Below are 22,558 nucleotides of genomic sequence, written 5' to 3'. Positions count from 1 at the left end.
AGGAGTACCTTCAGGTGGACGTGAAGGAGGTGGCGGCGTGGGTGACACGGACGAGAACTGGTCCATCAGCGACCTCGCGAGCCGGTTCGAGCTGCCCACGCACGTGCTGCGGCACTGGGAGTCCATCGGGCTCCTGCAGCCACGACGGGACGCGTCCGGCTACCGGCGCTACGGCCAGGACGAGCTCGTGCGCATCGCGGTCATCCAGCGCAACAAGCTGGCGGGCATGACCCTCGAGCAGATCCGGGTCCTGCTCGACGCTGAGGCCCAGGACCGGCACGAGGTGCTCGAAGGACACCTGCGTGACCTCGAGGGGCGGATGCTCGCCCTCGAGCGGTCGCGCGAGATGACCGAGCACGCCCTGCGGTGCCGAGCCCACGACATCACCGCCTGCCCGCGCTTCGTCGCTGCCGTGCAGGACGTCATCGACGGCCGGGCCCACTTCGTGCCCACGGCCTCATGAGCACCGTGCGCGACCTCACCGTCGTCGGCGGCGGGATCGTGGGTCTGGCCACTGCGGCCGAGCTCCTCCGCCGGCGACCGGGCGCGGACGTCCTCGTCGTCGAGAAGGAGTCGGCGGTCGGGCAGCACCAGAGCGGTCACAACAGCGGCGTCATCCACGCGGGCGTCTACTACGAACCCGGCAGCCTCAAGGCCCGCTTCTGCACCGAGGGCGCTGCCCGCACGCGCGAGTTCTGCACCGAGAAGGGCATCGCCTTCACGAACACGGGCAAGCTCGTCGTCGCCACGACACCCGTCGAGGTCTCGCGGCTGTCTGCCCTGACCGAGCGCGCGCGGGCCAACGGCCTCGCCGTGACCCCCCTCAGTGCCGGGGAGCTGCGCGAGCAGGAGCCCCACATCGTGGGTCTCGCGGCGCTGCGCGTGCACGCCACGGGGATCACGGACTACCCCGCCGTATGCCGTGCGCTCGCCGACGACATCTCGGCCGCCGGTGGGGTGGTGCGCACGTCCACCGAGGTCGCGGCCATCGACGAGTCGTCCGGCTCGGTGACGCTCACCCTGCGCGGTCGTTCCGGCGAAAAGGGCTGGGACACAGTGGAGTCCGCGAGGCACGTCATCGTCTGCGGTGGCCTGCAGGCGGACCGACTCGCGGCGATGTCGGGACTCAACCACGGAGCCGACACCTTCTCGATCGTGCCGTTCCGTGGCGAGTACCACCGCCTGCCCACCTCACGCAACGGGCTCATCGAGGCGCTCATCTATCCCGTGCCCGACCCGGACCTGCCCTTCCTCGGCGTCCACCTCACCCGCACCATCGACGGGGGCATCACGGTCGGGCCCAACGCCGTCCTCGGCTTCAGCCGGGAGGGTTATGGCAAGGGCTCCGTCGACCTGCGCGACCTCGCCGACGTCGCCCGCTTCCCCGGGACGTGGCAGGTCGCCCGAGCCCACTGGCGCACCGGGCTGGCCGAGCAGCGGAGCTCCTGGCGCCGCCGCGCCTACCTCGAGCTGGTCCGGCGCTACTGCCCCGAGCTCACGCTCGATGACCTCCTGCCCGAGCCGGCCGGCATCCGCGCGCAGGCGGTGCTGCGGGACGGGACGCTCGTCCACGACTTCCTCATCCGCCGGACCGACCGCACCGTGCACGTCTGCAATGCGCCGTCGCCCGCGGCGACGTCCGCCTTCCCCATCGCGGCTCACGTCCTCGACCTCGCGGCCGTCGCCGGGTGACCTGGCAGGAGCTCGCCGACCTCGCGGCCCGGATTGGTCCGGTCATGGTCTTCCTCGTGGCCATGACCGTCGTGGCGGAGGTGGCCGAGGTTGCAGGGGTCTTCGACGTCGCGGCGCACTGGACAGCGCACGCCGGCCGGCACCGCACGTGGCTCCTGTGGATCCTCGTCGTCGTGCTGGCCACGGCCTGCACGGTGGTCCTGAGCATCGACACGACCGCTGTGCTGCTCACCCCGGTGGTTCTCGCCCTGACCCGCCAGCTCGGGGTGGCCGCGATGCCCTTCGCCCTGACGACGGTCTGGCTGGCCAACACCGCGTCCCTGCTGCTGCCGGTGTCCAACCTCTCCAACCTCATCGCGCTGCACCGGTTCTCGGCCCTGGGAGTCGGAACGCACGAGTACATCGCTCTCGCCTGGCGACCGGCGCTGGCCGCGATCATCGCGACGGTCGTCGTGCTGTTCCTGCTCCACCGCCGTGAGCTGATGACCCGCTACACCCAGGACCCGCCCGCGGCCCCCCGCGACCGCGTCCTGCTCTGGGTGGGCGGTGCCGTGTGTGTCGCCCTTGGCCCGGCGTTCGTCAGTGGAGTCGCCCCGGCGGTCCCCGCGGCCATCGCCGCGGTGCTCCTCGTCGGGACCCTGGCGTGGCGCTGGCGCGCCCGGGTGTGGACGATCCGGGTCCCGTGGCTCATGGTGCTCGCGGTCTGCGCTCTCTTCGTCGCCGTGGACATCGCGATGCGGCACGGGCTCGAACCGGTGCTGACCGACCTCGTTGGACCGGCCGGTGACAACGACCTGTGGCGCGTAGGCGCCGTCGGTGCCGTGAGCGCCAACGTGGTCAACAACCTGCCGGCCTACCTCGCGCTCGAACCGGTGTCGGACGGCTCACCACAACGGCTGATGGCCCTGCTCGTCGGCGTCAACGCAGGGTCGGTCGTCACCGTGTGGGGCTCGCTCGCGACCCTGCTCTGGCGGGACCGGTGTCGACGCGCCGGAGTCCGGGTCGACGCCTGGCCGTATGCCGTCCGCAGTCTGGTGTGCGCTGTGGCCGCCGTGTCCGCTGCCCTCCTCGCGCTCAGCCTGGCGTGACGGCCTGCCGCAGCCAGGCGGCGACCTCGGCGGCGAAGCTGCCCGGGTGGCGGGCCCAGACGAAGTGGTCGAACGCCGGGCCCTCCTCACCGGCGCCGCGTGAGACGAACCGGTGCTCCACGCGGGCGCGAGCGAGCTTGCCGACGAGGTTGTCGACCGAGCCCTGCGGTGCGAGCGGGTCGTTGTCGAGGGTGACGGCGAGGACGGGCAGGTCGATGCCGGCGAAGTGCGGTTCCACTGCTGCGGGGCCGCTCCCGAGGACGAGGTCGCCACGTCGGGCAAAGCGGGCCCACTCACGCATCAGCCGTCGGGGCTGGCGCCCGCCGAAGCCCAGCCGGTCACCCGGCCAGTGGCCACTCAGGGCCGCGACCGCACCGAGGAGCTGCGTCTGGGCGAGGAGCCTGAACCGACGCGGGAACCCGCGCCAGTAGGGAGACCCCGAGCCGATGAGCACGAGGGCGCTGACCCTCAAGGGGTGGGCCGCGAGGTGGATCATCGCGACCTGGCCACCGAAGGAGTGGCCGACGAACGCCAGCGGACGCCGGGCATACCGGGCCTGCGCCACAGCGACGGTGGCAGCGACGACGTGATCGGACACCGCGGCATACCCGAAGTCGTTGCGCCGGCTGGCCAGCGGACGGCTGGCACCTTGGCCCGGGAAGTCGGCCACCAGGGTCGCGACCCCCTCTCGGGCCAGCGCCGCGGCGAAGGGGCCGTAGTAGCCGGCGCCCACCCCCAGAGCGGGGAGCAGGATGGCCACGGGGTCACCGACACCTCCGCCGTCGACCCCGACGACCGACGTGTGGCCCCCACCGGGCAGGTCCAGGTCGCTCACGTGATCCACGCGAGAACCGTAGGCCAGTGCCTCTCAGCGGTCACGAATTGGACACGCGCCCCGTGGCGCCCTTCCCTCACGCGGCGCCCCCGTGCAGGATCGGCCACGAGGACAGGGGACGACAGTGCGAGACAACATCCGACGGGCCATGGCAACGGCGCCAGCCGGGGCAGTCGTCGCCGCAGCCCTCGGAGCCTGTGGCGCACTCCCTGCTGACGGTCCCGTGGCCGGCCCGCAGCCCACGGCCCAGTCGGCGGCCATGGCCACGACGGCCCCACCGACGGTTGACGAGGCCACCACCCCCACGCCCGCGACGACGTCTCCGTCCACTGCGCCGACCGCGACCCTCACCACGACACCGAGCGCATCCCCACGGGCCAGCGCGCCGGCGAAGCCGAGGCCCACCAAGACCCGCTCGACGTCCACACCGAAGCCGACGACCCCGGCGCCCGGGCCAACCGCCACGCGAACCCCCACGCGGAGCGCGACACCGACGGCCACGGCGACCCCGGACAAGCCCCAGCCGGAGCCCACCCCGACGGTTGCCCCGCGCACGGACCTCCGCATGGGCGACCACGGCCCCAAGGTCCTCGCCCTCCAGAACCGCCTGTCCGAGCTCGGCTACTGGCTCGGCCAGCCCGACGGCGACTTCGGCTTCCTCACCGTCCAGGCCGTCTGGGCACTCCAGAAGTCCGCCGGTCTCTCCCGCGACGGCGCGGTGGGTCCGGCGACCCAGCAAGCGCTCACCAACGGCGTCCGGCCACAGACCCGCCTGAGCGGCAGTGGCATCGACATCGACCTCGGCCGCCAGATCCTCATGATCGTGCGCGACGGCCGCGTCCAGCACGTGCTCAACACCAGCACCGGCGGGGGGTACGAGTACAAGCAGAAGGACGGCGACACCGCCATCGCGCAGACCCCCAAGGGCACCTTCTCGGTCTACTACGTTGTCGACGGCGAGGACCAGGGCTTCCTCGGTGACATGTGGCGGCCCCGATACTTCAACGGCGGGTATGCCGTCCACGGCTCACCGTCGATCCCCGCGTACCCGGCCTCGCACGGCTGCGCCCGGGTGAGCAACGCGGCGATGGACATGATCTGGGCGCGCGACCTCATGCCCAAGGGCTCGACCGTCCTCGTGCGCTGAGCCACGCATCGAGGAGGCGGAGCCCGTGCCGGTCACCCGCGGCCGAGTGCCCGCACATCGGTGGCCCCGATGAGGCGGCCGACGATCGCGTCGACCCCGGCGGCGTTCGGGTGGTCGCCGTCGTCGTCCAGCAACGGCCCGGCTCCTCCAGCCCCGACGAAGGGAGCTGCGAGGTCGACGCAGCGGGTCGACGAGAACTCGGCTGCCCGGCAGATGGTCTCGTTGGTGTCCACCGTCAGGGCCCTGCTCCAGGCGAGCTCGGCCGCCCCACCCGGCACGATCGAGGGTTCCCCGTCCGGGGAGACGTTCCAGTAGGTCCCGACGAGGACCTGTGCGTGCGGACCGGCCAGCTGCCGCACATCTCGCAGGAGGGTCTCGAGGTGCTCCCCCATCACCGAGACCAAGGGCCCGTAACAGGCTGGGTCACAGCCCCCGGCTTCATACCGGTCGTCCGCGGGCCCGAGGTCGTTGGCGCCGACGATGACCAGCAGCACGTCGGCCGAGGCGACCACGTCCCGGTCGATGACGCTCGCCCTGAGGTCGCCCTCGGTCGATTCCGCGGTGGACCCGGGCTGCCCGAGGTTCACGGCAGAGACCCGCCCTCCCGAACGCGCAGCGAGCGCGCGCGCATAGTCGGCGGGGATCCCCTCGCAGTCGCAGGCCGTACCGGACATCACGGAGTCACCGATCCCCACCACCCTGGTCGTCGGGGCGCGTGCACCAGGGGTGGGTTGGGTGGAGGTGGGGGATGGCCGGTGAGGCGGGTCGGCCGTGTGCGTGTGTGCCCCGGGCAAGCCGGGCAACCCGGGCAAGCCGAGCAAGCCGAGCAAGCCGAGCAAGCCGAGCAACCCCAGCACTACGACGGTCGCAGCCATGGCGGCGAGAAGGACCACTCTCGCGCTCCAGCGAGCTGGCACTAGATGCCGGACTGGTTGAGCCAGCGCAGGGCGGGAAGGAGGTAGGCGCGATAGTTCTTGTAGTTGTGGCCGCCCTGCGGGAAGGTGATGCGGCTGAGGTTCTGGTCAGATCCGCCCAGCGCCAGCAGCGGAGTCGATGCGGACCACGCCTCGCGGTCCTGCTTGCCCACGACCACGAGCAGTCGAGCGCCACCGAGCCCGTGCCGCCCGTAGAGCCACTGAGGGGAGTTCTGCTCGCGAGCAGTTCTGCTGCCATGGAAGAGGTCGCCCGTCGTGTCGTCGGTGATCGCGTCGAAGTAGCCGCCGAAGGAGACTCCCGCATGGAACTCCGTCGGTCGACTGAGCAGGACCTTGGCAGCGCAGAACCCTCCCGTGCTCCAGCCCATCACTGACCACTCGGACCCCGGAGGGGACACCCGGAAGTGCCGCGTGAGGGCGGAGGGGACGTCCTTGGTCAGCCAGCTCAGGGCCTGCGGGCCACCGGGGACGTCGGTGCACTCGGTGTCGCGCGGCGGGTCGATCATCAGCGGAGGGAAGACCGCGACGAACGGCTTGACGCTGCCGGCGGCGATGGCGCGGCTGGCGACTGCCCCGAAGTCGTACTGCTGGAACACCCTCTTCGGCGCGCTCGGCTGCCCGGGAAGGAACATGACGACCGGGAACCTCGTGGCCGCGTACCGATGCTCGCTGTACTGGGGTGGGAGCCACACGAGGGTGTCGAGCCGACTTCTCGAACCCGCCACCCCGACAGTCATGACGTGACGCGTCCCCGAGCCGTGTCCGCCAAGACGGGGGCCCTGCACGAAGTGGGCGGTGCCCGATGCTCCGCCGGCCACGATCGGCGCCGCCTGCGATGTCTGGCCGAGGAGGTCAGCCCAGGTGTCATAGAAGCCGTACTGGTTGTTGACGACAAGGAAGACCGTGAAGACCGCCAGCACCTGCGCGGCCACGACGAGACCGCCTCGAGCCGCAAGCTCTGCAGCGCGACGGTCTGGGCCGCCCCGAAACCGGACCACCACGGCGGTCACGGCAGTCGCACCCGTGAGGAGGACGCTGAGGACCAGCAGCGGCTGCGAGGTGAGATCGAGCACGGCACCCTCCTGAGTCCTGTTCTTGGACAGTAGGTCCTCAAGGAAACGCGTGTCACACGGCGTTCAGCCGCGGCTCAGGTGAGCGGCGGGTCGGCGATCTCGGCGCGCCTCGCCAGGGCCAGACAGCCGCCGACGGTGGACACGAAGCCGAGGAGGGCGAGGACTGCGCCGCCGGCGCGGACGCTGTCGCCGAGGAAGGCGAGGCCGATGCCCGCCGGGACCACTGTCTCCACGCCGAAGGTCACGGCCGCCACCACGGTCACCGGTCCGGCGGTGAGCGCGAGTGCGTAGCAGGCGAAGCCCACGACCGAGTATCCGACCAGGGCCCAGAGAACGGGGTCACGAGTACCCGACCACCAGGGGTGCGGGATGACCAGAACTCGCGCCGCCAGGCCGACTCCGCCGAAACCCAGCCCAGCCCCCACCGACAGGAGGACCAGCGAGGGGCGGCGGCGGGGGAAACGGATCCGGAAACCCGTCCAAGGGCTTGCCGCCTCGGCCTCGCCGGCACGGACTGCTCCGCCCGCCGCGAGGAGAGCGAGAGGAAGGACTCCGGCCAGCAACAGCCAGGTCTGGGGTCGGGTCAGGGTCCCTGCCTCACTCGGTGAGGCGCTTGCCGCCAGCGCCACGAGCCCGACCCCGATCGCGACCAGGGCCACGAGCTCACCAGTCCTCACGCGGACCCCGAGGAAGAGGATGGCGAGCACGACGGTCACTGCGACGCTCGAGGCGACCACTGACTGCACCAGGAACAGCGGCAACGTCCTCAACGCCACCACCGAGGCCAAGAAGCCCGCGCCATCGAGGAGCATTCCGACGCCGAACAGGCGCGCAGACCAGAGCCGGTGTGCCAGGCGACTGGCCGGCGGCACGGCTGCAAGACGGCGCATGCCGACCGCTTGGAGCACGGTCGCGGCACCGTAGAAGAGCGCTCCTGAGAAAGCGCCGAGAAGGCTGAGGACCACCGCCCGATCCTCTCAGCAGGCAACGCCGTGCTCCCGTCTGCGTTCGGTACTGTGACGTGACGGGACCCGGTTGCACGTCCCGCTCACCGCGCGCACGGAGGTATCGATGGGTTTCGGCGGCGGGAGGTCTGACCGGGCCGCCGGGATGGACGACTCCGAGATCTCCTCGAAGACCTGCCCGGACATCCTCAACGTCGTGGTCCCGGCGGGCGCGGTCCTCGTGGCCGTGAGCGACCTCCACCTCGCCCCCCGCGCGACCGAGATCTCCTCTCGCACAACGGATGCCATCATCGAGCGGCTGGCCGCGGACCCGGTGCACACCGTGGTGCTCGCGGGGGACATCCTCGAGCTCCTCGGCTTCCCTGAGTCCGGACCGGCGCAGGTCCTCGACGCCCACCCCCGCTTCGTCGACGCCTTGGCTGCCGTCGTGGCTGCTGGTGGACAGGTGGTCTACGTGGTCGGCAACCATGACGGTGACCTGGCCTGGGACCAGGACGCCGTGACGCAGGTCCTGGCTCGCCTGGAGGTGAGGCTGGGCCTCGCAGCGGAGATCCTCTTCGAGGGCTCCCCTCAGGCTCCACCTCATCGGGTGTGGGTGGAGCACGGTCACCAGCTGGACCCGTTGAACAGCTTCGTCGACCAGCGCAACGCCCTCGACTCACCGCTGGGCCACCACGTCGTCCGGCAGGTGCTGCCGCAGGTGGAGGCGGTGGGAGCGACGTGGCTCAGGGACACCCACGAGCTGGCCGACGCCAGTGGCTTCCCCTCCTACGTCGCGTCACGACTGACCTACCGCAGGATGGGTCGCCATCTGTGGTGGCTGCTCATACCGCTGGCGATCCTGGCCCTGCGCACGCCGGAGCTGGTCGAGCTCCTCTCCGGGAATCCGACGGCCACCGCCTGGTCCCACCGCGCCCAGTCCGTCGCGGTGGGCGCGCTCCTCGACCTGGTGCTGGTGGTCGTCGTGGTGAGCTACGTGCTGCGTCGGACCTGGCGCACGCTGAGCAGTCTGGGTCTCGGGGAGCGGGGCAGCGGGCAGAACGTCGCGGCCCGGCAGCGCGCCCTCGAGCTCGTGGACGCCGGCTACTCCGGCATGATCACCGGCCACACTCACCGTGCCGAGCTGCACTCGGTGCGCGCCGGTTTCTACGCGAACACCGGGTCCGGAACCGCCGTGGTCGAGGCCGTCCGGGCCAGGTTCGGTCTCCCACCGGCCTACCTGAGGTCCCATCAGGTGTGCTGGGTCGAGTGCGTGGTGGCGCAGCGACTCCAGGTCCGGCTCGTACTCGGCCGTTCCCCCCTCCCCGGGGCGAACCGGCTGGAGCGCCTCGTCACCATCGGCCACAGGCCGCCCCAGCACACCGTCAGCGTGGTCGCGGCCTGGCCCGAGGGCCCGCCGGGCGAAGCCGCGCGCGCAGTCCCGGGCAGCGATCCCGCAGTGACCCCTCTCGTCACCCCTGCTGCGAACAGCTCGGAACAGGCCCCGGTCTCCCCACGTGCAGTGTCTCCGCGAAGGGTTCCGGACGCGGGTGCGAAGTCGCCGGCCCCCACCGCCCGCTGGAGCTCACCGGGTCGGTTCGCGCCCTCCGCGCTCGGTTGGCTTCTGCTGGCCTTCGGGGTCGCCACGCTGGTGAGCGCGCTGGTACCACGGAGCCGGGAGCGACTCGACGAGATCGCGCTCGTCGTGCCCGAGCCCGCCTCCGCGGCGGCCACCGCAGCCACGGCGGCCCTCGGCCTCCTTCTCGTCTACCTGGCTCACGGCCTCCGGCGGCGCAAGGCGAGGGCCTGGCGCGTGGCCGTCGGTGCGACGGCCCTGCTGTTCGCGATCCAGGTGTTCGACAGGCGAATCCTGCATGCCATCGTGGCGGTCGTCGTCCTCGGCGTGCTGGTGCTCGCCCGCCGGGAGTTCTACGCCCTGGGCGACCCCGCCACCAAGCGCCGGGCCGGCCGGGTGTTCCTCGTGCTGCTCGCGGTGGCCCTCGCCTCGGGAATGCTGCTCATCCGCCTCTACCGTCACGAGGTCGTCGGGCACCCGTCCTGGGTCGAGCAGGTGCAGCACGTGGTGCTGGGGCTGGTCGGCGTGACGGGGCCGGTCCCGTTCCTCACCGATCGGGCCGACGACGTCGTGTCGTTCACCCTCATCGCCTTTGGTCTCCTCATCGCCTTCATCACGACGTACCTCGTGCTGCGTCCACCGGACTCCTCCGCGGCATCGAGCGACGAGGACCAGCAGCGACTCCGAGCCCTGTTGGCCATGCAGGGGCATCGCGACTCCCTCGGCTACTTCGCCCTGCGCCACGACAAGGTCCTCGCCTGGTCACCGAGCGGCAAGGCGGTGGTGGCCTACCGGGTGATCGGTGGCGTCGCCCTGGCAAGCGGTGACCCCATCGGGGACCCCGAAGCCTGGCCGGGGGCGCTGGAGGTCTTCCTCGAGCGTGCCCGCACCCATGCCTGGGTCCCGGCGGTGCTGGGCTGCAGCGAGGCCGGTGGCAAGGCATGGCGACGTGCTGGCCTGGACGTCCTCGAGCTCGGTGACGAGGCGGTGCTCGACGTCGGCCGGTTCAGCCTGCAGGGTCGCGCCATGCGCAACGTGCGCCAGGCCGCCGGCCGCGCCGTCCGCGCCGGCTACCACGTCCGGGTGCGACGGATGGCCGAGATCCCCGACGACGAGCTCGCCCAGCTGAGCAGCGCCGTCGCTGGGTGGCGTGGGGCGGGCAGGGAGCGTGGCTTCTCCATGGCGCTCTCACGGTTCGCACAGCGCGAGGACGACGAGTGCGTCGTCGTGAGCGCCCACGTGGCAGGGCGCGTGGTGGGGGTCCTCAACTTCGTGCCGTGGGGCGCCGATGGTCTGTCCCTGGACCTGATGACCCGCGACCGTGAGGCCGACAACGGCACCAACGAGTTCCTCATCACCGAGCTCGTCGCGGCCGCACCCGGGCTGGGCGTCACCCGGGTCTCACTGAACTTCGCGGTCTTCCGGTCCACCCTCGAACGCGGTGAGCGCCTCGGCGCGGGTCCCGTCACCCGGGTGTGGAGCAGGCTCTTGGTGTGGGCCTCGCGCTGGTGGCAGATCGACTCGCTCTACCACTTCAATGCCAAGTTCGCGCCGAACTGGTACCCCCGCTACGTCTGCTTCCCCAGCGGGAGGGACCTGCCCCGGATCGCGGTCGCCGCACTGGAGGCCGAAGCGTTCCTCGCTCTGCCCCGACCGGGTCTGCGGTGGCTCCGTGAACCCGTCGCGGGTGAGGAGGAACAAGACGTGGACCGCGGTGTGGCTCCCGCAGCGGGTGAGCACGCTCCTCCACCTCCGACGCCGCGCTCGCGCCGCTGACGGACAGTCCGTCTGGCACCGCCGCGTTCCGCTCCACTCGCCGGAATCTCGGCGCGTCGAGCGCTCAGCGGCGCATCGAGGGAGCCGAGGCCTCGACGGCTTCGCGCGGGAGCGTCTCGCGCGCCCGGGTCCACGGGACGGCCGCGACCAGGCTGAGCACCCCGGTGACCCCGAACGCGAGCGCGAAGCTGCCGGAGTCCACGAGAGCGCCCGCCAGGACGGGTCCGATGATGGCACCCGCGTCGGCCGACATCTGGAACGCCGCGAGCGCCGGTCCACCGTTGCGCTCGCGCCCGATGACGTCGGCGATGGCGGCCTGCTGGGAGGGGTTCAGCGCTCCGGAGCCGAGGCCGGCAATGATTGAGAACACCACGAGGATGGGGAAGGTCGTCGCCAGCCCGGTCGCGATCGTGGCGACTCCAGCGACGACGAGTCCACCGATGATGAAGGGGCGGCGTCCGACGGTGTCACTGAGCCGCCCGGCGACGTTCATGCCGACCGCGTTGCCGGCGGCATAGATCGCGAGGACGGCTCCCGCGAGCCACGGCTCCTTGCCGATGTTGGCCGCGACGAAGAGCGGGATGATGGCGTTGCGCACCCCGAAGTTCGCCCACCCGTTGGCAAAGCCCGACACGAGTCCAGCTCGATAGGCGCTGTCGCGCAGGCCTTCTCGCGCGCTCATCATGGGCAGCACCGGAGCGTCGGGCGGGGGCCGCAGCGAGTGTCCGTTGATGAAGATGGCGACCAGTGCCGCCGCGAGGACGAGCGCACCGGCATACGCCAGGAAGGGCACGCGCAGGCCGAGCCCACCGAGAGCGCCACCCACGGCGGGTCCGCCGATGCCGCCGATGAGGAAGGCCGAGCCGTAGGCCGACGACACCCGTCCGCGGATCGACGGGGGCGCGAGTCGCACCATGAGCGCAGTGGCGGACACGGTGAACATCACCGAGCCGATGCCGCCGAGGCCGCGGAAGACGACGAGCTGCCAGTAGCTCTGGGCGAAGGCCGTCGCCGCCGTCGACGCAGCCACGATGAGCAGCCCCGTGAGATAGATGGGCCGCTCGCCGAGCCTCACGATGAGCGCACCACCGGCCGGCGCGAAGACCAGGCGGAAGAACGCGAAGACGCTGACGACGATGGCGCTGGCCGTGGCACCGACCCCGAAGCTCTGGGCGAACTGCGGCAGGACCGGTGAGATGAGCCCGAAGCCGAGCGCGATGACGAAGGCTGCGGCGACGAGGACCCAGATCTCGCGCGGGATGCGGATACGCGCGACCGGCGCGGAGATGGGGGTGGTCATGGCAGGGACAAGTATGCCGCGCATCCGGGGCATTCCCCCCGCGTGCATTTCTCACCCAATTCCCCCCAAAAGCACGGACACGCCGACGGGGCGTGCATATCGGGGGAATTGGGTGAGATGCGTACGGGTCAGGGGGTGAGGAGGAGGGCTGCCGCGATGGGGATGAGCGATGCCACGACGACGAGCGTGTCGGCCGGGCGCCATGGTGCGGGAGCGAACCACGTGCGCCTCGACGCCGACGCGAAGCCGCGCGCATCCATCGCCACGGCGAGGTCGGCCGCCATGCGCAGGGTCCGCACGAGCAGCCCGAAGGTGGCCGTCGCGAGGTCGCGCACCAGAGCCACCGGCCGCCGCGCGTCCGTGCCGAGACCACGCACACGCCGGGCCAGTGAGATCTCCGACCAGACCGCACCGAGGGTGTGGACCCGCTGCAGCGCGGCGGCGAGGGCCACGACCGGGCGGGCCGGCATACGCAGGCGTTGGGCGAGATGGTCACCGAGCCGGTCCGGGTCGACCAGGGGAAGCAGCACGGCCGACGGCAGGACGATGATGACCACGCGCAGGCCCGCCGTGACGGCGGTCGCCGTGTCGTGCCCACCGAGCAGCCAGGTCGACCAGCCGACCGAGAGCCCACCGAGCAGTCCGGGCACCAGTCGGAGGACCACGCGCCGCAGCCGGCCACTGGGCCGAGCTCCCACCCCGGGAGCCGACAGGGCCAGGCAGGCCAAGGCCACCTGGACGGCAAGGACGACGAGCGAGGTGTGCCAGTGGCCCGGGAGGATTCCGGCCGGGATGGCGACGATCGCCGACACCAGCAGCGCCAAGGGTCCGGCGTGGGCGGCGAGGACGCGGCGCGGCTGGGGAGGCGGCGGTTCCTTCGGCGGCGGGGTCAGCTCGACCACTCCGTCGGAGCGTTCGACCACTGCCGCATCGTGGGTCGAGACGAGCACGGCACCCCCGGCGCGTCGATAGGAGTCGAGCAGCCCGACGACCGCGGCCCAGGTGTGCCGGTCCTGGCCGACCGTGGGCTCGTCGGCGAGGAGCAAGGGCGGCTGGTGCAGGATCGCGGAGGCGATGGCGAGGCGCCGCTGCTCGCCGCCGGAGAGCTCGCGTGGGTCGGCGGTCTCGAGGTGACCCAGTCCGAGGCTGCTGAGCAGGGCGTGCGCCTCGACGACTCGCTCGGGGGTCTCCTCCCCCAGCGCCCGGCTCGTGACCAGGACCTCGTCGAGGACGGTGCGTCCGAGAATCGTGGAGCTCGACCACTGCGGCACCCAGCCGAGTCGACCGGCGAGCGCGTGCGTCGACAGCTCGGAGACCGGCTCGTCGCCGGCGGTGACCGCACCGTCCGACGGTGCAAGCGCCCCGGCGAATGCGAGCAGGACCGTCGACTTGCCCGAGCCGCTCGGCCCCACGAGCGCGGTGGCCGTGCCCGGCGCGGGCGCGAGCTCGGCCTCGAGACGAGCAGCGGTGGAGGTGCGGGTCGAGCCGTCGAGGAGACGAACGGTGCGCTCGATCGTGAGCGGCGTCGCTGTGACCTCCTGCCCTCGCGCGGATGCCGGGGCAGCCGACAGGGCTCCGGACACGAGTGGGGTGGGCGGCGGCGCGTCCGGGACCCAGATGCCCATGTCGAGCAGCCGCTCCCGCTCGCCAGCCAGCACGTCGCGCACCGGTCCGTCGGCGACGAGTGCGCCCTGCGCGTCGAGGACGAGCAGGCGGTCGACGAGGTCGACCCATGGTCCGAGGACGTGCTCGACGACGACGGTCGTGATCGGGTATGCCGCGAGCGCGCGTCCCACGCTCGTCCTCACCTGGGCGGCGTGGCCGGGGTCGAGCATGGCGGTGGGCTCGTCGAGCAGCAGGACAGTGGGGGCCAGCGCCAAGGCGCCCGCAAGTGCCAGCCGCTGCGTCTCACCTCCGGACAGCGCACCGGTGGGGGTGTCGAGGGGCAGGGGCAGTCCCACCGCGCCCACTGCGGAACGGACGACGGCCGGCATGTCCGCACGCGGCATACCGACGTTCTCGAGACCGAACGCGACGTCTCGGCCGATCGAGGAGGCGACCACCCCGGCACCCGGCTCCTGCAGGACGAGCCCGACCTCGCCGGCGCGCGCACCCGGTGCGTGCCCGTCAATGAGGACCGAACCCGTCAGCTCGCCGGCGTCGGCGGTCTCGAGCAGCCCGGCGATGGCGCGCAGCAGGGTCGACTTGCCCGACCCGCTCGGACCGGCGAGGAGCACCCGCTCGCCGGGCGCGAGGGACAGCGAGATGTCGCGCAGGACGGGTTCGCGCCGGCCGTAGGGGCGCCATGTCACGCCGTCGAGCGTGACGTGGCCACCCGTGGCCGGCGTGGCAGGGCTCACCGCCTGCTCAGACAGCGCGCGTCTCCCGATGCTCCTGGCCGGGCGGAAACGCGTTGAGGGCACCTGCCGCAGCCAGGGCCCGGATGAGCAGCCACCCACCCGCACCGGCGACGACCGCGCCCGAGAGGGCGAGGATTCCGGCGTAGGCGAGCTTCCACGCGAAGGACCAGTCCGGGAACCAGGTGAACGACTCGTAGACCGCCTCGAACGGCCCGGCGAGCGCGCCGGCGAGCACGGCCGCAGCGATGCCGAACGCGCGGTAGCCCAGGAGCGCGAACGCGATCTCGGTGCCGAGCCCCTGGACGATGCCGGAGACGAGGGTCGTGGCGCCCCACTCCGTGCCCGGGACCATCGAGACGAGCGCGGCGACGACCTCGCAGAACAGGGCAGCGCCCGGGCGACGCACGACGAGGCCGCCGACGACCCCCGCAAGGAACCAGGGTCCGACGAAGAGGCCACCCAGCGGGGCGAACCCGAAGGTGAGCGCGCTCAGGGGACCGTTGTAGAACACGCCCCAGCCCCAGAACGCGACGCCGAGGGCCGCGCCGAGGAAGGTGATCGTGAGGATGTCGACGGTCCGCCACCCCGTGAGGGGGCGGGTCGCGAGGATGCTCCGGGCGCGCGGGAAGCCGCCCGAGGTGCCGGCGTCGGTGGCCGGCTCCGTGGTGTGTGTGTCCATGAACTCTTCTCCCGTGGTCTCCGGCACAGGGCCGTTGGATACCTCGGGGAGGTGGCCCGACGGCCTACGCGGTGCAGGCCGTGGGTTCACCTGAGACTCGACTCCCTACGCCGGTGCGAACCGGATCAGGTGTGAGGGTCAGCGGTTTCCCGCACTCTCAGCGCTGGTGCGCTCCCCTGTCGTTTGACGCTCGTCACCCTACTCCCTGTGTGGCAGGGTGGAGAAGGAGAGGGCCTGCGTGTGCGGGCGCCGACGACGTTGAAGGAGTGACCATGGGCAGCATGGTGTGGAAGATCCTCGGGACCGGCTCGGCGATCGTCGCGGGCATCGCCGCGACCAAGGTGGCCGACCAGATCTGGCAGAAGGCGGGGCAGGACGCCAAGTTCGACCCCAAGGACCCGGACTCGCCGTTCGTCACGGCGCTCGCGTATGCCGCCCTCACGGGTCTCGCCGCCGGCGTCGCCCGCACGCTGACGACCCGCAAGGCCGCCCAGTTCTATGCGAAGTCCGCGGGTCACAAGCCCAAGGAGATCCTCGACCGCGACATGTGACGCGTTCGCCTGCTGCGCCGAGGACCTCAGGTCAGGGCGCGGGCGATCGGGACACCGGCCCGGTAGGCGAGGTGCAGGTGGCTCGGTGCGTCGAGCACGGCCAGGTCGGCTGGCCCACCGACGGCGATCCGGCCGACGTCGGTGCGTCGCAGGGCCTTGGCCGACCCGGCCGTCGCTGCCCACACCGCCTCACCGGGCGTCATCCCCATCTCGCGCACGGCGAGGGCGATGACGAACGGCATCGAGCTCGAGTAGCACGTGCCCGGGTTGCAGTCGGTCGCGAGCGCCAGGGACACCCCGGCGTCGAGCAGGCCCCTCGCGTCCGGGTAGGGCGAGCGCGTGGAGAACTCGACTCCCGGCAGCAGGGTCGCCACCGTCGTGTCCGCGGCTGCGACGAGGGCGTCGACGTCGGCTGCGGAGAGGAAGGTGCAGTGGTCGACGCTCGCGGCACCGAGCTCCACCGCCAGCTGCGCCCCTGGCCCGTGACCGAGCTGGTTGCCGTGGACGCGCAGGCCCAGCCCAGCCTCGCGGGCGGCCAGGAGCACCGCCCGGGACTCGTCTTCAGTGAAGGCGTGAGGCGAGTTCGGCTCGCAGAAGACGTCGGCCCACTTCGCATGGGGCGCACAGGCCTGCAGCATGGGCCCGAGGACGAGCTCGAGGTATGCCGCCCGCTCACCGCGCGCTTCCGGTGGCACCACGTGCGCACCGAGGAACGTCGTCTCCGTGGTGAACTCACTCGCCAGACGCAGGGCGCGCGCCTCGTCCTCGACGGTGAGACCGTAGCCGCTCTTGATCTCGACGGTGGTGGTGCCCTGGGCCCGCATCTCGGCGACGCGTGCCCCGACGAGCTCGCGCAGCCGCACGTCGGAGGCGGCCCGGGTGGCAGCGACCGACACGCCGATACCTCCTCCGTCGTAGCGCTCCCCCGTCATCCGGGCGGCGAACTCCGCGGAGCGGTCCCCGTCGAAGACGAGGTGGCTGTGGCTGTCGACGAAGCCGGGGAGGACGGCGCGGCCCTCGAGGTCGACGCCGCGGTCGGCCTCCGGGGCGGCTGCCGAGTCGCCGATCCACGCGACGCGCCCCTTGTCGACGACGACCGCGGCGTCGCGGCGCACACCCAGGCCGGCGTCGCCGGTGCCGTCACAGGTGACGAGCTCCCCGATGCCGGTGAACACCGTGGCGTCTGCGGAGGTGGTTGCTCCAGCAGCCGCTTCCGCACACGTTGCCGAGGGGCGGGGGGCGCCAGACGCGTCATCGTCGCTCATGGAGCGCTCCGCACGGCGACGATGGCCTCCGTCACGAGGTCGTCGATGGGGCCGATCGCATGCCGGCCCGCCGAGACCACGTGGCGTCCGCCGACGACGACGTCGCTGACGTCGGCTCCGGTCGCACCGAAGATGATCTGGGACGGCGCGACGCCACCGGTGCGCCGGCTGTCGAGGCGGACGGCGACGAGGTCGGCGAGGGCGCCGACGGCGATGCGGCCACCGTCCCAGCCCAGGCTGCGGTAGCCCGCCGAGGTCCCCATCTCGAGCAGCTGCGCGACGCCGAAGCGACCACGCTCATGGCTCTTGAGCCGTTCGTGCATCTCGATGCCGCGGATCTCCTCGAACGGGTCGATGACGGCGTGCTGGTCGGACCCGAGGCTGATCGGCACCCCACGCTCGGCGAGCTCGCAGGCCGGGCCGATCCCGTCGGCGAGGTCGCGCTCGGTCGTCGGGCAGAAGCAGGCGTCCGCACCCGAGTGGCCCATGAGGTCGAGGTCGACCTCGGACAGGTGGGTGGCGTGGACAGCGGTGAAGCCCTCGCCCAGCAGGCCGGTGTCGGCGAGGTGCTCGACCGGGCTCGCGCCATAGACGAGCTGGGTCGCGAGGTTCTCGCCCATCTGCTCGCTCACGTGGGCGTGGACGGGGCGGTCGCCAACCACCTCGGCGAACTCCGTCAGCTGGTCGCCGGTGAGGGCGCGGACCGAGTGCGCGGCTGCTCCGATGCGCACCAGCTCGCTGTCGCGCAGTGCAGCCACGCGCTCTGCCCAGGCCTGCACCGACCCGTCGGAGAAGCGCACCTGCACCTCATCGAGGGGGAGGTGGCCCGAGGAGTCCAGCCCACCCGAGAGGTAGCAGGCGTCGAGGAGCGTGAGCCGGATCCCCGCCTCCTCTGCGGCTGCGATGAGGGCTTCCCCCATGGCGTTGGGGTCGTCGTAGGGCCGCCCACCCGGGCGGTGGTGCAGGTAGTGGAACTCCCCGACCACCGTGTAGCCCGAGACCACCATCTCGGCGAAAACGGCTCTCGCGAGGGCGAAATAGGTGTCGGGGTCGAGACGCTCGGTGACGGCATACATCTGTTTGCGCCACGTCCAGAAGTTGCCGCCGTCGCCGTGGGTGCGGCCTCGCAGCATGCGGTGGAAGGCGTGGCTGTGGGCGTTGGCCAGGCCCGGCAGGACGACGCCGTGCAGCCGGATGTCGGAGTCGCCCGGCTTCGTGTCGGTGGCGATCTCGCTGATGCGCCCGGAGTCGACGGTGAGCCGCACACCTCGGTGCACCTTGTCGGGCAGCTGGGCGTGCTCGCACCAGTAGGTCGTCACGATGCTCCCCCTGCGAGGTCGAGAAGGACGGTCGTCAGCGCCGCGACACCGGCGAGGCAGTCCTCGGAGGTCGCGAACTCCTCCGGTGAGTGGGAGATGCCCGTCGGGTTGCGGACGAAGAGCATCGCGGTCGGTACGCCCGCGTTGGCGAGGATGCCGGCGTCGTGTCCCGCGCCGGTCCCCAGAACCGGTATGCCGCCCAGTCGCGTCGCGATCCGCCGCGCCAGTCCCGGGTCGAAGGGTGTCGTGCCCGTCCAGGAGTCCTCGACGACGAGGCCGCCGAACTCCTCGACCACCTCGGTCACGTCGGCGACGACCCGGCGGACCGCGGACTCGTCACTCCCCCGCGCGTCGAGCCAGCCGGTGACCTCGCTGGCGATGGCGTTGACCCCGCCGGGCGTGACGACGACCTTGCCGATCGTGGCGACGCAGCCGTGGGACTCGGCCGCCCGACGAGCAGCGATGACGGCGGCCGCGAAGCCCAGCATGGCGTCGTCGCGGTCGGCCAGACGCGTGGTCCCCGCGTGGTTGGCCTCGCCCAGGGTGTGGAGGCGCCACCGTCCGTGCGGCCAGATGTCGCTGCCGACAGCGACCGGCTGGTCGACCTCCGGCAGCGACAGGTGGCGGCCCTGCTCCACGTGGAGCTCCACGAAGGTGCCGACCCGCCGGACGTTGTCCGCGTCGGGGCCGAGCTCCTCCGGGTCGCGGCCGGCCGCACGCAGTGCCTCGGCCATCGAGACACCGTCGGCGTCGGTGAGCGAGCGCGCCCGGTCCGCGGTCATCGCGCCGGTGAGGACGCGTGAGCCGGCGCAGGCGACCCCGAAGCGGGCACCCTCCTCGTCGACGAAGTTCACGACGGCGATCGGCCGGTCGGGTTCGAAGCCACGTTCGCGCAGGGCGTCCACGGAGGCGAAGGCCGACACCACACCCAGGGGCCCGTCGAACGCTCCACCGTCGGGGACCGAGTCGAGGTGCGATCCCGTGGCGATGCCCGGCCGGCCGGCGGCCAGGGCGGCGTCGGGGTCGCCCCACCACGCCCACTGGTTGCCCACGCGGTCGACCGTCAGGTCGAGTCCACGCCGCTCGGCCTCGCTGGCGAACCACTCACGAAGGGTATGGTCCTCGCGGGTCCAGGCGAACCGCTGGTAGCCGCCGCTGCGACCGTCGCGACCGACCGGGGCGAGGTCTCGCCACATGCCCGCAAAGGTCGCCTCAGCACCGGCCGTGGTCGCGTCGTTGGAGGTCACGGGCCCATTCCACACCCCGCAGGCGCTTCGGGGCCGGGACCACACGGCATACCTGTCCGATATTCCAGACGGAGGTGCGCGACGGGCGGCCCTAGAGTCGTGCCATGAGTGAGCAGACGCCAGAGACCGATGGTGCGCGACGGGCCCGGGAGGCGCTCGAGGACAGCGGGATCGACCACCGGATCCTCGTCTCGACCGAGCGCGCGTCGTCGCTGGCGGAGGCGGCCGCGCAGCGTGGGATCGAGCCCCGCGACATCGTCAAGTCGTTGGTCGTGCGGCGGGGGTCGGGCGACTACGTGTTCGTGCTCGTGCCCGGCGACCGCGAGATCTCCTGGCCCAAGCTGCGCACCCACCTCGGCGTCAACCGCCTCTCGATGCCACCGGCCGAGAAGGCACGCGAGGCCACGGGCTACGAGCGCGGGACGATCACCCCCTTCGGTTCGACGACGGCGTGGCCGGTGGTCCTCGACTCGACGGCGGCGGGGCGCACGATCTCCTTGGGGGCGGGCGCGCACGGCACGTCGGTGACCCTGGAGGCAGACGACCTGGTGCGCGTGCTCGACGCAGAGGTCGTCGACGTCACCGACCCGGCCCAGCCCGGGGCTAGCGCGCCGCCACGACGTCCTTGACGAGCTGGGGCGGCAGGTAGTCGTAGCGCGCGAACCGTCGCGTGAAGGTCCCCGTGCCGTGCGACACCGACCGCAGGTCGACCGGGTAGCGCGACAGCTCGAGCGCGGGCACCTCGGCATGGATGACCGTCCGCCCGTCGTGCTGCGACGGCTCGGTCCCGTGGACCTGGCCTCGGCGACCCCGCAGGTCGGCAAGGACGGACCCCACTGACGGGTCGGCGACGTCGATGTCGACCGCGTCGATCGGCTCGAGCATGGCAACGGTCGACTCGTTGGCGGCCTGGCGCAGCGCGAGGCCCGCGGCCATCTGGAACGCCATGTCGGACGAGTCGACCGCGTGCGCCTTCCCGTCGAGGAGGGTGACCCGGACGTCCACCGCCGGATACCCCGCGAGCACCCCCTTCTCGAGCTGGGCCCGGGCGCCCTTCTCGACGGACGCGACGAACTGGCGCGGGACCGCCCCGCCGACGACCTTGTCGACGAACTCGATGCCCGACCCCCGTGGAAGCGGCTCCACCCTGAGGGTGCAGACGGCGTACTGGCCGTGGCCACCGGACTGCTTGACCTGCCGACCCTGCGCGTCGCACGCCTGCACGAACGTCTCGCGCAGGGCGGTCCGCAACGGCTCCGCCTCGACGGCGATGTGGTGCCGGTCCTCGAGGGACTGCGTGAGCAGTGCGACGTGGTCCGGGCCCATCGCCCAGATCACCACCTGGTGCGTCTCGGAGTTGAGGTCGAGGCGCATCGTCACGTCTTCGCTGACGAGCGACTGGAGAACCGTGGCGAGCTTGTCCTCGTCGCCCTTGCTCCTGGCATGGATGGCCACGGGGAGGAGCGGCTCCGGCAGCACCCACGGTTCGACGAGGGCCGGCCGGTTCGGGCTCGAGAGGGTGTCGGTGGTCTCGGCGACGGCGAGCCGTGCGACGACGACGAGGTCCCCGGCGATGGCCGCGGCCTTGGGCCGCACCTCCTCCCCAAGCGCGGACGCGAGCGCACCCACCCGGTCGAGATCGTCGTCGTGCTCGCGATGGCCGCCGGCCCGCTCGCCCGCGAACTGCTGCAGATGGCCCGAGACGTGCACGGGGTCGTCCGGACGCAGCGTCCCCGAGAAGATCCGCACGAGAGACTGCCTTCCGACGAAGGGGTCGGTCCTCGTCCGCACCACCTCGGCGACGAGCGGCCCGTCCGGGTCGCAGGTGACGGCGCCGAAGTCCCCACCGTTGGTCCTCCAGACCGTCGGCAGCGCCACGTCGCCGGGCGAGGGAAAACCGTGCTCGACGAGGTCGAGCACCTCCTCGATACCGATGCCGCTCGTCGCGTGCGTCGGCAGCACGGGGAAGAACCGGGCCGTGGCCACGGCCGCGTGGAGGTCCTCGCGCAGGGTCGTGGAGTCGACCTGCGCGCCGTCGAGGTAGCGCTCGAGCAGCGTGTCGTCCTCCGACTCCTCGATGATCGCCTCGACGACCTCGCTGCGACGCTGCAGCACCTCCTCGGGCATGCTCGCATTCGCGGACAGGAGGTCGAGCAGCCCGGTCATCGTCGTCCCCGGCCCGTCGGGTTGGACGGGCAGGGCCAGCGGCTGGGCGTCCCCGAAGACGCGCCTGCAGGTCGCGACCGTCTCGCCGAAGTCCGCACGCGCCTGCTCGAGGCGGGTGACGACGATGGCACGCGGCACACCGAGCGTTGCGCACTCGCGCCACAGCATCCTCGTCGGCTCGTCGACTCCGTCCGCGCCCGAGACGACGAAGAGGGCGGCATCCGCCGCCCTCAGTCCTGCCCGCACCTCGCCGACGAAGTCGGGGTTGCCCGGGGTGTCGACGAGGTTGACCACCACCTCACCGCTGGCGAAGCTCGCCACGTCGAGCCCGGTGGACGACCCACCGTCGGTGCTCGGACGCCGGCCCTCGACCCGGGCTGCCACGAGGTGCTCGAAGAGGGTGCTCTTGCCGGCGCCAGGTGGGCCGACGAGCACGACGTTGCGGATCTGCTGGGGGCTGCGGGGAGCAGGGGCCTCCTCGCCACCTGACGAGCGGTTCATGACCACACCTTGCTCCCGGTTGCCTTCACGACACAAGGCCCAAGGTCCGTATGCCGTCCGCTTCCCTCGTGCTGTCGACGGGACCCGATCCGGCTGCGGGACAG

General features: G+C 72.0%; 18 protein-coding genes and 1 riboswitch. Of the genes, 7 read left to right on the top strand and 11 right to left on the bottom strand.

The genetic code is table 11. The features are described 5' to 3' along the window. Positions 1-37: 37 nt before the first annotated feature. The 3 genes from ASG74_RS15835 to ASG74_RS15825 are packed head-to-tail and all read left to right on the top strand — an operon-like array spanning position 38 to position 2,780. Positions 38-463, top strand: coding sequence for a MerR family transcriptional regulator (locus ASG74_RS15835; RefSeq protein WP_056145865.1), 426 nt, complete (start codon positions 38-40; stop codon positions 461-463). Continuing rightward, a complete protein-coding gene (gene lhgO / locus ASG74_RS15830) occupies positions 460-1,692 on the top strand; it encodes an L-2-hydroxyglutarate oxidase (RefSeq protein ID WP_056145862.1) in 1,233 nt (410 codons plus the stop codon). Before ASG74_RS15835 ends, lhgO begins: the two co-directional genes overlap by 4 nt. Further along, complete coding sequence (locus ASG74_RS15825; RefSeq protein WP_156465445.1) at positions 1,689-2,780, top strand: SLC13 family permease; 1,092 nt, start codon at positions 1,689-1,691, stop codon at positions 2,778-2,780. The genes lhgO and ASG74_RS15825 overlap by 4 nt, the downstream gene beginning before the upstream one ends. Here the strand turns inward: ASG74_RS15825 and ASG74_RS15820 are convergent. Further along, the gene (locus tag ASG74_RS15820) at positions 2,767-3,624 is read right to left on the bottom strand and encodes an alpha/beta hydrolase family protein (RefSeq protein WP_056145859.1); all 858 of its coding nucleotides are present in this window, start codon (positions 3,622-3,624) and stop codon (positions 2,767-2,769) included. The two genes, ASG74_RS15825 and ASG74_RS15820, sit on opposite strands and share 14 nt — an antisense overlap. Positions 3,625-4,180: 556 nt before the next feature. Here ASG74_RS15820 and ASG74_RS15815 point away from each other — a divergent pair. Further along, positions 4,181-4,762, top strand: a complete 582-nt coding sequence (locus ASG74_RS15815) for a L,D-transpeptidase family protein (RefSeq protein ID WP_056146031.1) — start codon at positions 4,181-4,183, stop codon at positions 4,760-4,762. A gap of 32 nt (positions 4,763-4,794) precedes the next feature. Here the strand turns inward: ASG74_RS15815 and ASG74_RS15810 are convergent, their stop codons facing one another. The 3 genes from ASG74_RS15810 to ASG74_RS15800 all read right to left on the bottom strand — a co-directional run bounded on the left by ASG74_RS15810 (position 4,795) and on the right by ASG74_RS15800 (position 7,735). Beyond that, the gene (locus ASG74_RS15810) at positions 4,795-5,637 is read right to left on the bottom strand and encodes an SGNH/GDSL hydrolase family protein (RefSeq protein ID WP_156465444.1); all 843 of its coding nucleotides are present in this window, start codon (positions 5,635-5,637) and stop codon (positions 4,795-4,797) included. A 41-nt stretch (positions 5,638-5,678) separates the two neighbouring features. Continuing rightward, positions 5,679-6,770 carry an alpha/beta hydrolase gene (locus ASG74_RS15805; RefSeq protein ID WP_056145853.1) on the bottom strand — a complete coding sequence of 364 codons (1,092 nt, stop codon included), beginning with the start codon at positions 6,768-6,770 and terminating at the stop codon, positions 5,679-5,681. Between the two features lie 74 nt (positions 6,771-6,844). Continuing rightward, the gene (locus ASG74_RS15800) at positions 6,845-7,735 is read right to left on the bottom strand and encodes a hypothetical protein (RefSeq protein ID WP_056145850.1); all 891 of its coding nucleotides are present in this window, start codon (positions 7,733-7,735) and stop codon (positions 6,845-6,847) included. A gap of 106 nt (positions 7,736-7,841) precedes the next feature. Here ASG74_RS15800 and ASG74_RS17035 point away from each other — a divergent pair, with 106 nt between their 5' ends. Continuing rightward, a complete protein-coding gene (locus tag ASG74_RS17035) occupies positions 7,842-11,066 on the top strand; it encodes a phosphatidylglycerol lysyltransferase domain-containing protein (RefSeq protein ID WP_082569840.1) in 3,225 nt (1,074 codons plus the stop codon). Between the two features lie 64 nt (positions 11,067-11,130). Here ASG74_RS17035 and ASG74_RS15790 read toward each other — a convergent pair whose 3' ends face one another. The 3 genes from ASG74_RS15790 to ASG74_RS15780 all read right to left on the bottom strand — a co-directional run bounded on the left by ASG74_RS15790 (position 11,131) and on the right by ASG74_RS15780 (position 15,405). Next, the gene (locus ASG74_RS15790; protein ID WP_056145848.1) at positions 11,131-12,366 is read right to left on the bottom strand and encodes an MFS transporter; all 1,236 of its coding nucleotides are present in this window, start codon (positions 12,364-12,366) and stop codon (positions 11,131-11,133) included. A 128-nt stretch (positions 12,367-12,494) separates the two neighbouring features. After that, the gene (locus ASG74_RS15785; protein ID WP_056146028.1) at positions 12,495-14,678 is read right to left on the bottom strand and encodes an ATP-binding cassette domain-containing protein; all 2,184 of its coding nucleotides are present in this window, start codon (positions 14,676-14,678) and stop codon (positions 12,495-12,497) included. Between the two features lie 55 nt (positions 14,679-14,733). Continuing rightward, entirely contained in the window at positions 14,734-15,405 is a 672-nt protein-coding gene (locus ASG74_RS15780; protein ID WP_056146024.1) for an ECF transporter S component, read from the bottom strand. 85 nt (positions 15,406-15,490) lie between these two features. Next, positions 15,491-15,593: riboswitch (TPP riboswitch) on the bottom strand. Between the two features lie 84 nt (positions 15,594-15,677). On the opposite strand from ASG74_RS15780, the gene ASG74_RS15775 reads away from it, so the two are divergent. Further along, positions 15,678-15,956, top strand: a complete 279-nt coding sequence (locus tag ASG74_RS15775; RefSeq protein ID WP_056145846.1) for a DUF4235 domain-containing protein — start codon at positions 15,678-15,680, stop codon at positions 15,954-15,956. A 26-nt stretch (positions 15,957-15,982) separates the two neighbouring features. Here ASG74_RS15775 and hutI read toward each other — a convergent pair whose 3' ends face one another. Genes hutI through ASG74_RS15760 form a run of 3 tightly spaced genes read right to left on the bottom strand, consistent with a single transcriptional unit; the run spans position 15,983 to position 19,787 of the window. Continuing rightward, entirely contained in the window at positions 15,983-17,221 is a 1,239-nt protein-coding gene (gene hutI, locus ASG74_RS15770; RefSeq protein WP_235499046.1) for an imidazolonepropionase, read from the bottom strand. After that, positions 17,218-18,540 carry a formimidoylglutamate deiminase gene (locus tag ASG74_RS15765; protein WP_056145842.1) on the bottom strand — a complete coding sequence of 441 codons (1,323 nt, stop codon included), beginning with the start codon at positions 18,538-18,540 and terminating at the stop codon, positions 17,218-17,220. Before ASG74_RS15765 ends, hutI begins: the two co-directional genes overlap by 4 nt. Continuing rightward, positions 18,537-19,787 (bottom strand): allantoate amidohydrolase, encoded by a 1,251-nt coding sequence (locus ASG74_RS15760; protein ID WP_268766039.1) that lies wholly within the window; start codon positions 19,785-19,787, stop codon positions 18,537-18,539. Before ASG74_RS15760 ends, ASG74_RS15765 begins: the two co-directional genes overlap by 4 nt. A gap of 104 nt (positions 19,788-19,891) precedes the next feature. On the opposite strand from ASG74_RS15760, the gene ASG74_RS15755 reads away from it, so the two are divergent. Beyond that, positions 19,892-20,416, top strand: coding sequence for an aminoacyl-tRNA deacylase (locus ASG74_RS15755; protein ID WP_056145839.1), 525 nt, complete (start codon positions 19,892-19,894; stop codon positions 20,414-20,416). On the opposite strand, the gene ASG74_RS15750 is transcribed toward ASG74_RS15755, so the two are convergent. Further along, positions 20,391-22,454, bottom strand: coding sequence for an elongation factor G-like protein EF-G2 (locus ASG74_RS15750; RefSeq protein WP_056145837.1), 2,064 nt, complete (start codon positions 22,452-22,454; stop codon positions 20,391-20,393). The two genes, ASG74_RS15755 and ASG74_RS15750, sit on opposite strands and share 26 nt — an antisense overlap. Positions 22,455-22,558: the final 104 nt, after the last annotated feature.

The sequence above is a fragment of the Knoellia sp. Soil729 genome (genome assembly GCF_001427985.1).
Lineage (GTDB): Bacteria > Actinomycetota > Actinomycetes > Actinomycetales > Dermatophilaceae > Knoellia.
The sequence above is the reverse complement of the archived record's forward strand: the minus strand, read 5'-3'. Positions and strand labels throughout refer to the sequence as shown.

Bases quoted from the DNA above. Each gene is read 5' to 3' on its own strand.
- lhgO (WP_056145862.1), top strand. From the start codon at position 460: ATGAGCACCGTGCGCGACCTCACCGTCGTCGGCGGCGGGATCGTGGGT.
- ASG74_RS15815 (WP_056146031.1), top strand. From the start codon at position 4,181: ATGGGCGACCACGGCCCCAAGGTCCTCGCCCTCCAGAACCGCCTGTCC.
- ASG74_RS15810 (WP_156465444.1), bottom strand. From the start codon at position 5,637: ATGGCTGCGACCGTCGTAGTGCTGGGGTTGCTCGGCTTGCTCGGCTTG.
- ASG74_RS17035 (WP_082569840.1), top strand. From the start codon at position 7,842: ATGGGTTTCGGCGGCGGGAGGTCTGACCGGGCCGCCGGGATGGACGAC.
- ASG74_RS15790 (WP_056145848.1), bottom strand. From the start codon at position 12,366: ATGACCACCCCCATCTCCGCGCCGGTCGCGCGTATCCGCATCCCGCGC.
- ASG74_RS15780 (WP_056146024.1), bottom strand. From the start codon at position 15,405: ATGGACACACACACCACGGAGCCGGCCACCGACGCCGGCACCTCGGGC.
- ASG74_RS15775 (WP_056145846.1), top strand. From the start codon at position 15,678: ATGGGCAGCATGGTGTGGAAGATCCTCGGGACCGGCTCGGCGATCGTC.
- hutI (WP_235499046.1), bottom strand. From the start codon at position 17,221: ATGAGCGACGATGACGCGTCTGGCGCCCCCCGCCCCTCGGCAACGTGT.
- ASG74_RS15755 (WP_056145839.1), top strand. From the start codon at position 19,892: ATGAGTGAGCAGACGCCAGAGACCGATGGTGCGCGACGGGCCCGGGAG.
- ASG74_RS15750 (WP_056145837.1), bottom strand. From the start codon at position 22,454: ATGAACCGCTCGTCAGGTGGCGAGGAGGCCCCTGCTCCCCGCAGCCCC.